17 protein-coding genes are annotated in these 12,292 nt (G+C 36.7%); 8 read left to right on the forward strand and 9 right to left on the reverse strand.

The window, feature by feature from the left end; all coding sequences use genetic code 11:
* Positions 1 to 93 precede the first annotated feature (93 nt).
* Positions 94 to 990 carry a lipoyl synthase gene (gene lipA, locus AC1Q8N_RS21095; RefSeq protein ID WP_000166376.1) on the forward strand — a complete coding sequence of 299 codons (897 nt, stop codon included), beginning with the start codon at positions 94 to 96 and terminating at the stop codon, positions 988 to 990.
* 17 nt (positions 991 to 1,007) lie between these two features.
* Here the strand turns inward: lipA and AC1Q8N_RS21100 are convergent, their stop codons facing one another.
* A complete protein-coding gene (locus tag AC1Q8N_RS21100; protein WP_098078309.1) occupies positions 1,008 to 1,490 on the reverse strand; it encodes a YbaK/EbsC family protein in 483 nt (160 codons plus the stop codon).
* 74 nt (positions 1,491 to 1,564) lie between these two features.
* Positions 1,565 to 2,119 (reverse strand): histidine phosphatase family protein, encoded by a 555-nt coding sequence (locus AC1Q8N_RS21105; RefSeq protein ID WP_098078307.1) that lies wholly within the window; start codon positions 2,117 to 2,119, stop codon positions 1,565 to 1,567.
* Between the two features lie 134 nt (positions 2,120 to 2,253).
* Between AC1Q8N_RS21105 and AC1Q8N_RS21110 the strand changes: the two genes are divergently transcribed.
* Positions 2,254 to 2,697, forward strand: coding sequence for a hypothetical protein (locus tag AC1Q8N_RS21110; RefSeq protein WP_141520004.1), 444 nt, complete (start codon positions 2,254 to 2,256; stop codon positions 2,695 to 2,697).
* 22 nt (positions 2,698 to 2,719) lie between these two features.
* On the opposite strand, the gene AC1Q8N_RS21115 is transcribed toward AC1Q8N_RS21110, so the two are convergent.
* Positions 2,720 to 3,535 carry a YhfC family intramembrane metalloprotease gene (locus AC1Q8N_RS21115; RefSeq protein WP_141520006.1) on the reverse strand — a complete coding sequence of 272 codons (816 nt, stop codon included), beginning with the start codon at positions 3,533 to 3,535 and terminating at the stop codon, positions 2,720 to 2,722.
* Between the two features lie 99 nt (positions 3,536 to 3,634).
* On the opposite strand from AC1Q8N_RS21115, the gene AC1Q8N_RS21120 reads away from it, so the two are divergent.
* Complete coding sequence (locus tag AC1Q8N_RS21120) at positions 3,635 to 4,366, forward strand: MerR family transcriptional regulator (RefSeq protein WP_098642727.1); 732 nt, start codon at positions 3,635 to 3,637, stop codon at positions 4,364 to 4,366.
* Between the two features lie 37 nt (positions 4,367 to 4,403).
* Here the strand turns inward: AC1Q8N_RS21120 and AC1Q8N_RS21125 are convergent, their stop codons facing one another.
* Positions 4,404 to 4,982, reverse strand: coding sequence for a YhcN/YlaJ family sporulation lipoprotein (locus AC1Q8N_RS21125; RefSeq protein ID WP_046954398.1), 579 nt, complete (start codon positions 4,980 to 4,982; stop codon positions 4,404 to 4,406).
* 115 nt (positions 4,983 to 5,097) lie between these two features.
* On the opposite strand from AC1Q8N_RS21125, the gene AC1Q8N_RS21130 reads away from it, so the two are divergent.
* The gene (locus AC1Q8N_RS21130; protein ID WP_002008894.1) at positions 5,098 to 5,409 is read left to right on the forward strand and encodes a YutD family protein; all 312 of its coding nucleotides are present in this window, start codon (positions 5,098 to 5,100) and stop codon (positions 5,407 to 5,409) included.
* A gap of 45 nt (positions 5,410 to 5,454) precedes the next feature.
* On the opposite strand, the gene AC1Q8N_RS21135 is transcribed toward AC1Q8N_RS21130, so the two are convergent.
* The 3 genes from AC1Q8N_RS21135 to glpX form a co-directional block, all read right to left on the reverse strand.
* Positions 5,455 to 5,952 carry a cytoplasmic protein gene (locus AC1Q8N_RS21135; protein WP_098078299.1) on the reverse strand — a complete coding sequence of 166 codons (498 nt, stop codon included), beginning with the start codon at positions 5,950 to 5,952 and terminating at the stop codon, positions 5,455 to 5,457.
* A 372-nt stretch (positions 5,953 to 6,324) separates the two neighbouring features.
* Positions 6,325 to 6,591, reverse strand: coding sequence for a DUF3055 domain-containing protein (locus AC1Q8N_RS21140; RefSeq protein ID WP_000392614.1), 267 nt, complete (start codon positions 6,589 to 6,591; stop codon positions 6,325 to 6,327).
* A 16-nt stretch (positions 6,592 to 6,607) separates the two neighbouring features.
* Positions 6,608 to 7,579, reverse strand: a complete 972-nt coding sequence (gene glpX / locus AC1Q8N_RS21145; protein ID WP_493521366.1) for a class II fructose-bisphosphatase — start codon at positions 7,577 to 7,579, stop codon at positions 6,608 to 6,610.
* A 147-nt stretch (positions 7,580 to 7,726) separates the two neighbouring features.
* Here glpX and AC1Q8N_RS21150 point away from each other — a divergent pair, with 147 nt between their 5' ends.
* From AC1Q8N_RS21150 to AC1Q8N_RS21160, 3 genes are all read left to right on the forward strand, one after another.
* Positions 7,727 to 8,167, forward strand: a complete 441-nt coding sequence (locus AC1Q8N_RS21150) for a DUF86 domain-containing protein (protein ID WP_000274003.1) — start codon at positions 7,727 to 7,729, stop codon at positions 8,165 to 8,167.
* 100 nt (positions 8,168 to 8,267) lie between these two features.
* Positions 8,268 to 8,900, forward strand: a complete 633-nt coding sequence (locus tag AC1Q8N_RS21155; RefSeq protein WP_000503338.1) for a helix-turn-helix transcriptional regulator — start codon at positions 8,268 to 8,270, stop codon at positions 8,898 to 8,900.
* A 107-nt stretch (positions 8,901 to 9,007) separates the two neighbouring features.
* Complete coding sequence (locus AC1Q8N_RS21160; RefSeq protein WP_000276467.1) at positions 9,008 to 9,772, forward strand: TIGR01457 family HAD-type hydrolase; 765 nt, start codon at positions 9,008 to 9,010, stop codon at positions 9,770 to 9,772.
* A gap of 227 nt (positions 9,773 to 9,999) precedes the next feature.
* Here AC1Q8N_RS21160 and AC1Q8N_RS21165 read toward each other — a convergent pair whose 3' ends face one another.
* The gene (locus tag AC1Q8N_RS21165) at positions 10,000 to 10,581 is read right to left on the reverse strand and encodes an NAD(P)H-dependent oxidoreductase (protein ID WP_098078296.1); all 582 of its coding nucleotides are present in this window, start codon (positions 10,579 to 10,581) and stop codon (positions 10,000 to 10,002) included.
* A gap of 614 nt (positions 10,582 to 11,195) precedes the next feature.
* On the opposite strand from AC1Q8N_RS21165, the gene AC1Q8N_RS21170 reads away from it, so the two are divergent.
* Complete coding sequence (locus tag AC1Q8N_RS21170) at positions 11,196 to 11,675, forward strand: GNAT family N-acetyltransferase (RefSeq protein ID WP_098078293.1); 480 nt, start codon at positions 11,196 to 11,198, stop codon at positions 11,673 to 11,675.
* A 23-nt stretch (positions 11,676 to 11,698) separates the two neighbouring features.
* On the opposite strand, the gene AC1Q8N_RS21175 is transcribed toward AC1Q8N_RS21170, so the two are convergent.
* Positions 11,699 to 12,190, reverse strand: a complete 492-nt coding sequence (locus AC1Q8N_RS21175) for a phosphatidylglycerophosphatase A family protein (protein WP_000665100.1) — start codon at positions 12,188 to 12,190, stop codon at positions 11,699 to 11,701.
* Between the last annotated feature and the right edge of the window lie 102 nt (positions 12,191 to 12,292).

Genomic DNA, 12,292 nt, shown 5'->3' on the forward strand with positions numbered 1-12,292 from the left:
TTGAGCAAATCGCTTTCATACGTTAGAATAGATATGTTACATTGAAAGAAGCGAACACGGTAAACTATTTCATATTGTGCGGAGTTGATAACCATGACAAAACAAACAGAATATAAGCGCAAGCCCGAATGGTTGAAAATTAAGTTAAACACGAATGAAAACTATACAGGCTTGAAGAAAATGATGCGTTCTAAGAATCTTCATACAGTTTGTGAAGAAGCAAAATGTCCGAATATTCATGAATGCTGGGCTGTAAGGAAAACAGCAACATTTATGATTTTAGGTGCGGTTTGTACACGTGCTTGTCGTTTTTGTGCGGTTAAAACAGGCTTACCAACTGAGCTTGATTTACAAGAGCCAGAACGCGTAGCAGATTCTGTAGTACAAATGGGCTTAAAGCACGTTGTTATAACAGCGGTTGCACGTGATGATTTAAAAGACGGGGGAGCAGCTGTTTTTGCTGAAACAGTACGCGCTGTTCGTCGCAAAAATCCATTTACGTCAATCGAAGTATTACCATCTGACATGGGTGGAGTAGAAGAAAACTTAAAAATGTTAATGGATGCAAAACCAGATATTTTAAACCATAACATTGAAACAGTACGTCGATTATCTAACCGAGTTCGCGCTAGAGCAAAATATGACCGTTCATTAGAGTTTTTACGTCGAGCGAAAGAAATGCAGCCTGATATTCCAACTAAATCGAGCATTATGGTGGGCTTAGGTGAAACGAGAGAAGATTTAATTGAAGCAATGGATGACTTACGTGCAAACAATGTGGATATTTTAACTCTTGGACAATACCTACAACCATCTAAGAAGCATTTACCAGTTCTTAAATATTACCCACCAGCAGAATTTGCAGAGCTTAAAGAAATTGCACTTAGCAAAGGCTTTAGCCACTGTGAAGCTGGCCCACTTGTGCGTTCTTCTTACCATGCGGACGAGCAAGTACGTTCTGCAAAAGAAAAAGTAGCAGAAGCAAAATAATGAAAAAAGAGAGCTAATCATTGGCTCTCTTTTTGTTTATATTCTAAAACAGTATTTGGGCATGTTAATAAGATTTTCTTTAATTCCTCTGTGGATAATTCAATTGTAAATTCAGGTACACCAGGTGTAATTAAAATTTTATCGTAAGCATAAATAGCGCTATCCACAATAATCGTTACATGTTGTGAATAACCGAAAGGAGCTACACATCCTGGAGTACAGCCTGTTTCTTCTCTTAGCTCATCAGGAGAACAGAGAGATAAGCTTTCTCCTGTTATTTCTTTCATCTCTCCTCGGTTGAGCCTTGTGCCCTCTAACGTGAAAAATACGTAATAATCTCCAGACTTTGATTTTAAAAATAAGCTTTTACTTGGAGTGCCGTGTAAGCCAAGCCTTTCACGTACGATACGATCTGTTTCATAATCGAGTACTGGTTCGTGTTCAAACTTTTCGTAAGAAGCATTTGTTTTATGTAGTAAAGCAAGTACATCTTCGTACATATGGAGTGATACCCCTTTCTATTGTTAGTACAGTTTCTTCTCGTGGCGTCAACTGAATGTGTTGGAAAGAGATATTACTTGGACGGTGCTCCCCATAATCGTTTTAGGATGCATTGTGTATCGAGTGTAATTTCGTAAATATCAGGATTCGTTAAAGCTCTCCATTCATTAAAGCCAATCGTATGATCAAAGTGCTTTAAAATGAGCGTAAGTAAGTTGCCGTGTGTAACGAGTAGTGTTGTAGTATGGTTTAACTTTAAAACGTCTTGGATAAGTGATATAGCTCGATCCGTCGCTTGTTTTGTTGACTCTCCGCCTGAAAAGGCAATATCTATATTTGTAAAAGTAGATTCTAGTTTTTGCAACCAATCATCCATTGGAACGTCGCTTAATATGCGTTCAGCTAATCGTTCATCTTCTTGGATAGACAAGTTAGCTTGAAGCGCATAGGGCCGAATAGAATCGATAGCTCGCACAAATGGGCTTGAAATAATATGATCTATTTGTGGTTGGTTTTCTAAGATGAATGTAGCAAGAGTGTTTGCTTGATTTTTTCCTGCAATCGTTAATTCGGCATCACGTTCTTGTCCAGTTGCTGAACAATGTCGTATTACAATCAATTTCTTCATAATTCATCCCCATCTTTCAAGTTGACGCTATATACTTCGACAAATGTGGAAAAAATTCCTTTTTATTGGAAACGGCATATTGATCTAAATATGTGGAAAAGTAATGTGGATAAATGAATAATTGAGGTGTAATGATGAAAAAAATGATATGTATTATATTCGGTCTTTGTTTTTTTATACACTTGTCCACAACATATGCAGAATCCAATCAAAAATTAAATTATCCAAGCAATCGAAATAAATCGTTTGTGAGTGAGGATGTGTTTTACGAACAGTTAGATAAGAAAATCTATAAAGAATACAACAATGCAACATATAGCGTTCGGAAAAAGATTTTATTTAAAGAAGTGCCCGATGAAGAATTTTCTTTCAGGCAAAAAACAGCCGTGGGTTGCCGGGGTGAAGTGGTGCTTCAAGATTTTTTTATTCACCCTGATCGCCAAGTTTATTTTTTTGCTTCCTTTTCTCAAAATGAAGTAGAAGAGGTTTATAAGTACATTGTTATAGATGCAGAAACAAGGAGGGAGTTGCAAGGGGGAAAAAGCTATCATCATTATGATAATCCATATAAAAAATAACCCACCAACTGGTGGGTTATTTTTACGCCGGTACATTCATTAATTTCTCTTTCATTTTACGAATAAGAATAACAGCACCAATTGTGAAGAGAAGGGTAATTCCTTCTGCAACAAAGATGTTAATTGTTTTTGTTTGATAAAGTGCCGCGAAAAAGTCTACAAATGCGTGGAATAATATAGCGTAAACAAGGAAGATATATTTCTTCTGTTTTACTGCGTATAAGACAAGCATTGTAAAGGCAATTTGCAATACAAGAGCCATAATTCTTTCCAAGCTGCCAAGGAAGTATAAATAAGCAGGTTGTTCTATTAACATATCCTTTACAAGATTTAATTGTGGTAGTTTTTCTGCCATTTGAGCGAAGCTACCATTGTTAATAGCATTAGCGAATATAAGTGTCTGTAATGCAGAGAATCCGCCAACTAAAATGGATTCAATCCCGCCGTGACCAATTCCATAAGCGAAGCCATCTTTATATTCTAGATATTTTTTTAGTAGGAAGAAGAAGGCAACGAAGCGTCCTAATTCTTCAAAAATACCAGCAGTTAGTCCGCCATAAATTGCAAAGACAAACGGATTTTCTAAAAATGGAGCGATTGCTGGATTACCACGCATAAATAGGTGGAACGGTGTTTCGAGAATTTGGGTAAATCCAATAAAGATAAGAACACCAACGCCGACCACTTTCCAATTAATATTATATTTTTTACGGAAATAAACAAACGCAATAATAGGTACCAGAATCGAAATCACAAGTTGAATTGTGATACTGGCAATTACCGTACTTGAAACCATACTTTCACCGCTTTCTAATATATGTACATATCTATTATGCATGAAATATAGTGGAGATGAAACTTTTAACAAAAAATGAATTTACTTATTGACTCTAACGTTGCGTCATACTTTATCGTATGTATTAAGGGGGAGATACACATGACAATGAAGGTAAAAGAAGTAGCTAATTTAGTTGGAATTAGTGTGCGCACACTGCATCATTACGATGAAATTGGGTTATTAACCCCAGACGAGACGACAGAGTCTGGATATCGTCTGTATTCCAATGAAAATTTAGAGACATTGCAGCAAATTTTATTTTTTAAAGAGCTAGGCTTCCCTTTGAAGAAAATTAAAGAAATTATCATGAGTCCGTCATTTGATCGCGAAGAAGCGCTACAGCTTCATAAGAAAATGCTTCTTGAAAAGCGTGCAAGGTTAGATAAAGTGATTGCGACGATTGATAAAACAATTCAGCATACAAAAGGAGAGATTGAAATGACGAATAAAGAGAAATTTGAAGGATTCGATTTCAGCCATAACCCATATGAAGAAGAAGCACGTGAAAGATGGGGAGACGCAGCTGTAGATAAAGCGAACGAATATGCAAAAGGTATGTCAAAAGACAACCAAGAAGAGTTTAATACTATTTATAGAAATTTAGCGGCATTGAGACACGGTGCACCAGATTCTAAAGAGGCGCAGGCATCTATCAAAGTATGGTACGATTACTTGCAAAACTTTGGAGAATATTCACTAGATGCTTTTAAAGGACTCGGTCAAATGTACGTCGCTGATGAGCGCTTCACGAAAAATATCGATAAGTTTGGTGAAGGTTTAGCACAGTTTATGTGTGATGCGATGGCGGTTTATGCGGATCGTAAGAAATAGTCAAAAATAAAGAAGGTGGAGGTTTTCTCCATCTTCTTTATTTTTTAATCATATCATTCAAAGTCTGATCCCCCGTATTGTTTAAATGAGGATTTTTGCTCATTTCTCGCTTTAGCATGTCGAGGCTCTGTGTATATTCTGTATCATTTAAGCTACCTGATTGAAGGCCTTGAATTTGAGAAATCAACTTTTGGTCTGTTGATACATATGCTTTATAATAGCGAGGGACGATGGACAAAGCAGCTTTATATACTTGATCCGCTACGAGTTTTGGATCCGTTGTGTTTGCACGGTATACAACAAATACTTCATCATCGGTAACGAGCGTAGCAGCGTTTGTAACGTCAGGAAGTTTGACTGTCATGCTTGTAATCATTTCAGCGACTTTCTCACGGTTAATGGCTCCTACTTGTTTGTTAGATACTTCATGTTTTTGTTTAGATGAATAACCGACTCTCGTTAATCTTGTGTTTGTATTTTCCGTATGATACATGTCGTTTTTATTGGAAACAAGAACACGACTTCCTTCTTCACGTTCCATTTCGGCTTTATTAGATGATTGACAGCCTGCAAATAAGGAAAGAGTGAGGAGAGAGAGTATAATTTGTTTTTTCACGATGTATCACCTCCTTCTCCATAGCATGCACTAATTTTCAATTTTTTGTATTTGAAATTGTTGGTTGGTATGCTTTGTGATACGATAAAAAGAAGAATGCTTAGAGAGGAAGTTAATGATGGAGCAAAAGCAAGAGCAAGAGATGCATGCTACGGTGAGCATTAATAATGTGCAGTACGAAGTAATTAAAAACTTTCGTGACGGTTTTAGTGAAGAAGCATTTAAAGAGCGTTATGCAGAAATTTTAAATAAATATGATTATATCGTTGGGGACTGGGGTTATGAGCAACTTAGATTGCGCGGTTTCTTTGATGATAGTAATCAACGTTCGACATATGATACGAAAATTAGTACGTTAACGGAGTATTTATACGAGTACTGTAACTTTGGTTGTGCACACTTCGTATTACGAAAAGTGAAGAAATAAAAAAATCCTCTTACGATTGTAAGAGGATTTTTTGCATATTTTCGCTTATAAACAAATCGAGATATGATCACCTTCAGAAAGTATTGCATTTGGTTTCATTTGTTGTCCGTTCAATTGAATATCCCCATTTTTAATTTTATCCACAATGCGTGTACGGCTCCAGTCAGAAATATATGTGGATAAAGCTTTATCGATTCGGTGGGAACCGAAAACGATATCTAATACGATTGTAATTTCAGCTACGCCACTTTCTTTATGATGTGTAATGGAAATGGTAGTAGTTGTTTCTGTTTGATCTTGCGTATTCATGTCGACTGTTTCCACATGATCAGTAAATGATTTATAAATACGAAGTTTTTGGTTCCACGTATGATCTTTCGGACATTTATAAATGGCAAAACGATATATATTTTTTCCGTTGGCGTTATGCCTACGAATATTCGTGTCAGTAAATAGGGTAGTGCGTCTGCAATTTTTACAATACTTTTCGATTGTGTTTTGTTCATTTTCATATAAACTCCAAGAAAGTTGTACTTTCTGCATTTTTCTTCACCTCTTATAGTAGTGGCAAAGAAACGTAATACAGCTATTTGGATGTCTTGTAGTATGAAGACATGAGAAATAGACAAAAATAAAAGGAGGTTCCCCAAAGAGGAACCTCCGTAAACATCATACTACAGATGCGTTACGTTCCTTTGTAATGGGAATGGGCAGATTACTCCCTTGAAAAAGCATGGTGCTTTTTTGAGAGTAATGCTATCCAATTGCTGGTCCATTACAAAGTAGTTGTTGGCATACGTAGATAACGTCCTTTCTATCCAAATAGATTTATTCTTAATAATAACACAGAAGATTGAAAATTCAAAACTCTTGAAGTGAAAAACACCAGCTAAAATAGCTGGTGTATACGATAAATTATATAAGTTCAAATAAAAATGAGCGTAATTCTTCTGCAATTTCTTCAGTCATAGAAAATGCATGCTCTAAGTAGCCTGGTTCGTTTAAATCGTCAGGACCGATGATTGCAAATCTATTGCGCTGTATATCAAGGACAATTGTTTTACCGTAATGACGATCGGAGTATAAAAGCGCTAAATCATGACGCTCATTTTCTCCCATAAAGCTAACGAAACGAGTTCTTGTAGCGACTGTATCGTCGTACAGAAAGAAACGTTCTTCCATACACATGGCTCCTTTATTAAATATCTAAGTTTAAGTGTGGTTTATGATCTAAATGGTGATGCGTTTTAATGAATCGTACCGTTCTTGTTTTGTAACGCATAACGATAGAATATGTTTCAGCTAAATCTCCGCCAAGGAATTTAACACCGTCTAATAACTCACCAGCAGATACACCAGTTGCTGAGAAGATTGCATCATCCCCAGATACTAAGTCATCTAACATAAGAAGTTGACGAGGATCTTCTAATCCCATTTCACGACAACGAGCTTCTTCTTCTTCGTTCATTGGAACTAAGCGAGCTTGCATTTCACCTTCAAGGCATTTTAATGCTGCTGCAGAAATAACACCTTCTGGAGCTCCGCCAATACCAACGAATAAATCAATACCCGTTCCAGGTAGTGCTGTTGCGATTGACGCACCAACATCACCATCACCAAATAATTTTACGCGTGCACCTTTTGCACGAACACGGTCAATAATACCTTGATGACGTTCACGTTCTTGCACGATAACTGTTAGATCACGAATCTTTTTATTGTTAGCTTCTGCTACAATTTCAATTGTTTTTTCAATTGGATCATCTAAGCTAATTTTACCAGCTGCTTTTGGACCAACCGCGATTTTTTCCATGTACATATCAGGAGCATGAAGAAGGTTTCCTTTATCTGCGATTGCGATAACTGCCATTGCATTTGCAAGACCTTTTGCAACGATGTTTGTACCTTCTAATGGGTCAACGGCGATGTCTACTTCTGGACCGTTACCTGTTCCTAGTTCTTCACCAATATACAACATCGGTGCTTCATCAAGTTCTCCTTCACCGATTACAACTGTACCTGCCATGTTTACCGAATCAAACATATCACGCATTGCTGTAGTTGCTGCATCATCTGCTTCGTTTTTCTTTCCGCGGCCCATCCACTGTGCGGATGCTAATGCTGCTGCTTCTGTTACACGGACAATTTCTAGTGCGAGTTCACGTTCCAAGATTCCATTCCTCCAATTTCAAAAATCATACAAATATAACTATAACAAATAACGGAGAAAAGGTGAATTCGAAAAATTGTCGATTTTTTCAGAAGAAAGCGTTACAATTAAAATGTAAATGCTTTAATTTCCAGGTAGGTGACATTCATGTATTTTGTAGACAGAAAGAAAATAGAACAAATGCTAGTATGTTTAGAACGAGCAACAAGTACATTTCAAGAGAAAAAGATATATGAAACCGAGTTTGAATTTTACGCATTAGAACGTATAGCTCATCTAATTATTGATTGTGTATTAGATGTAGGGAATGCGATGATTGATGGATTTATTATGCGCGATCCAGGAAGTTATGAAGATATTATCGATATTTTGATGGACGAGCGAGTGATAAGTGCAGAAGAAGGACAAGGAATGAAAGAAATTATCCTTCTTCGAAAAATGCTTACGCAAGATTATATTCAAATGAATCATGATGAATTATATAAGACGATTCAAAAACATATTGCAGTGGTAGAGAAATACCCAGCAAATATTCGCAGTTATTTAGAGAAAGAATTAGGACCTGTATCTGCATTTGTACCAGAATAATTATGCTTATAAGATCCCCGGAACTGCCTTTTGGGGATCTTATATTGTATGTGAGAAAGTAAAGGGAAAAGGGAAAAGGGAGAAGGGAGAAGGGTTAAGCATGGGGGAAGCACGTACGACGAAAGATGAAATTGTACAATTGTTGAAAGTTAAGGGAGAGCACACAGTAGCGGAACTAGCTGACGTTTTAGAGATTACAGAAATGGCGATCCGAAGACATTTAAGTAATCTTGAGAAAGATGGTTTCATTTATTCTAAGATGGTAAGACAACATGTCGGAAGACCAACTTATTTATATGGATTAAGTGAAAAGGGAGAAGATACATTCCCGAAGGAGTATAAGCAATTTGCGATTGATATGCTAGAAGATTTAGCTCGAATGGGTGATGAAAAAATACTTCGTTACGTTTTAACAGAGAGAACGAAGCGAATGGAAGAACAGTTGCAAAAGCGAGTGAGTAATCAAAAGAATTTAGCATATAAAGTGCAAGAGATAGCAGCTATGCAAGAGAAAAATGGTTATATGGTTCAAATAAAGAGAGATGGAGAGAACTCTTTCGTAATTGAAAAACAAAACTGTCCGTTAAAAGAAATTGCAGAGAGATTCCCGCAAGTATGTGAAGATGAAAAAGAGATGTACAATCGTTTATTTGCAGGAGCAGATGTAAAGACGTTAGCAAACATGTGTGAGGGCGATTGTAGTTGTTCTTACCAAGTAAAAGAGAAAAAATGAACGTTATGGGGCGCTTTAAGGTAAAGCGTTTTTTTCTTTTTGAAAAGCGGGTAATATAAGAGTGGTATGATAGGTGAGAACGTTAGCATAGAAGGAGAGACATAATGATGTATAAAGGTTACTTAATTGACTTAGACGGTACGATGTATCGCGGAGAAGAACAAATTGAAGAAGCGAGCGACTTCGTAAAAGCATTAGGAGAGCGCGGCATTCCTTATTTATTCGTTACGAATAACTCAACGCGTAAACCAGAACAAGTGGCAGAAAAACTTGTTCGTTTCGATATTCCAGCGAAAGCAGAGCAAGTATTCACAACGAGTATGGCGACAGCGAACTTCATTTATGAACGTAAACAAGACGCAACTGTATATATGATTGGTGAAGAAGGCTTACATGATGCACTTGTGGAAAAAGGATTTGAACTTGTGGATGAAAATCCTGATTTCGTTGTTGTTGGTTTAGATCGTGACATCACATATGAAAAATTAGCAAAAGCTTGTCTGGCTGTACGTAACGGCGCAACGTTTATTTCTACAAATGGAGACATTGCCATTCCGACTGAGCGCGGATTATTACCAGGTAACGGTTCATTAACATCAGTTGTAGCCGTATCAACAGGCGTAGATCCAATCTTTATTGGAAAACCAGAATCAATCATTATGGAACAAGCTCTAAAAGTGCTTGGTATAGAAAAAAATGAAGCATTAATGGTTGGGGATAACTATGATACAGACATTTTAGCGGGAATAAATGCTGGCATGCATACGCTTCTTGTCCACACTGGAGTCACAACTGTGGAGAAGTTAACAGAATATGAAGTACAACCAACGCAAGTTGTGCATAACTTGACGGAGTGGATTGAGAAGATGTAATGAAGAAAGGCTGTTCCAAATTTGGGAACAGCCTTTTTCTGGTTATTTGCGAGCAACCCGATTTGTGTGGGCTAATAATCAGTTGTGAATCGCGTCGATTTTTGTCGGTAAGTCGATATATCTAGAAAATCGCTGATATAATCTGATTTGCGCTGATATATTTAAAAAATCGCCGATATAATCTGAGTTACGCCGATATATTTAAAAAATCGCTGATATAATTTTATTTAAAACGCACGATTTACTACTTCTTTTACCTCTTCAAGATATTCCTTACGCACACTGTCATCCACAGACGGAACACTCGTATAGAATGTATGCTCAATTGTTTCAATGCCTGTAAATTCAAAAATACCAACATCCGCTGTTTTCTTCATTGCGTCAAACATACCGCCTGCTGTGTATGCTTCTTTCGAATTTCCCATTGTAGATAATAATAAGCCCTTTTTACCGCTTAATAACTTTTCAATACCGTTTTCACCGTAAGCATAAGCGAAGCCGTGACTAAATACACGGTCAACGTATCCTTTTAAAATAGCAGGAAGACCCGCCCACCAAACTGGGTAAATAAATGTAATGCTATCAGCCCAAGAGATATGCTCTTGTTCTTCTTTAATATCTTCTGGTGTGTTTCCTTGAGAAAATGAGATGAAATCGGAAGCGCCTAATACTGGATCGAAGTTTAATTCGTATAGATCGCGAACGCGTACTTCATGACCTTTTCCTTCTAACTCATGTTTTACAGTTTCTAAAATCGCATGGTTGAAGCTTTCTGTATTTGGGTGTGCATAAACGATTACATGTTTCATTGTTCTGCCTCCTATTTGTGGATATGTGAATAGTTTTTTATTTATGTAACAATTATGGTTACTTCTTTTGCGGAAGTCAAATGATACATATGTATAAAAAGACGGCAAAAATCGTCTTTCTATACCCCACTCATACAAAGAACAAAGAAAACAAATAAAATGATGACAATACCAATGCCGAAATTAAATACGAGAGTACTATCCATATTATGTAACCTCCTTATTTGAAAGTAAAAAGCACTCTAGCCAAGAGTGCTTTTTTTATTTTGAGTCTACTTCAAAACTTTGAGAAAAGGGTTCATGCATGTAAGAGTTACATTATTTTATGTGTGTATATTTTGAAATGAGTAAGTCCTTGTGAGGTATAAAAAAAAGACACTCTTTTGAGTGTCTTTCATGATTACAAAATGTGCCAATTGCTTGAGTTTGATAAGGCGCTAATATCCGTTTTAACGCCTTTTCTTTGATCAAGAAGTGTAGCAACAGCGATTCAAATAAATTGTACCATTTGTTTCATAGGTGTGCGTATGTAATTATGCATATTCCAATTAGAGGGAAATGAGGCGCGAAAAATGAATGAGTATATATAGAATATTTGATTAGGGGAGAGAAGGATGAATATACACAAGTTAACGGTAGCAGAAGCAAATGAGATAAATACGTGGAAGTACGAAGAACCTTATAATTTATATAGTTTTTCAGGAGAGGAAGAAGTAATAGAAGAATTATTAGATGGGACATATTATGGCTGTTGTGACGATAAGGGAGAGTTTATCGGCTATTTTTGTTTTGGGGAAAATGCACAAGTACCAGGTGGAAGAGATGCTCATTTATATGGTGGAGAAGATGTAATTGATATCGGACTTGGCATGAAGCCATCGTTAACAGGGAAAGGGCTGGGAAAAATGTTTTTTCAAGCTGGGATAGCGTTTGCTGCGAAAGAATATAAGCCAAAAACGTTCCGACTTAGTGTAGCGACATTTAATACAAGAGCGATTACGCTATATAAAAACATAGGTTTTCAGCAAGGTCCTATTTTTTTGAGTCGCGGAAGAGAATTTATGCTCATGGAATATGAAAGACCGTCAGTATGAAACTGACGGTCTTTCATGTTTTATTATTCCGAATGCTCAGCTCTGTGTGCTAAACGGCTTGAAGCAGCGGCAGCGATCCCGCCAACGATATCATCAAGGAATGTGTGCACCTTTCCAGATGATTTATCATTTAAGAATTCTAAAATACCAGGTTTTAATTTATCGATATATCCAAAGTTCGTGAAACCGATAGAGCCGTACACATTAACGATAGAAAGTGCGATCACTTCATCAATTCCGTATAAGCCTTCATCACGTTTTACGATATCTTGTAACGGCTCACTTAACATTCCTTTTTCAGCAAGGACATCGAGTTCGATACCAGTAATCAGTGCGTTTTGTACTTCACGTTTTGATAATACACGCTCAACGTTATAACGGCATTCTGACATCTCTAAATTTGGATGATATTTTTTTTGAAGAAAATGAACAAGCTCAGCAATATCGTCAATTGTTACACCACGTTCTTGTAATAGTTGTAATGCTCTTTCTTGTAGTTGATTTGATTCTTTCATGTTTATCACCTTTTTTTCTTTTTAGTATTTGTATACGTTTCGTTGCTTTATCATGTGCATAGGAATGAAAGGCGAGCACAAGCTCATATATATAAAGAAAAA

This window comes from Bacillus sp. GW823-FHT06B01 (assembly GCF_058952315.1).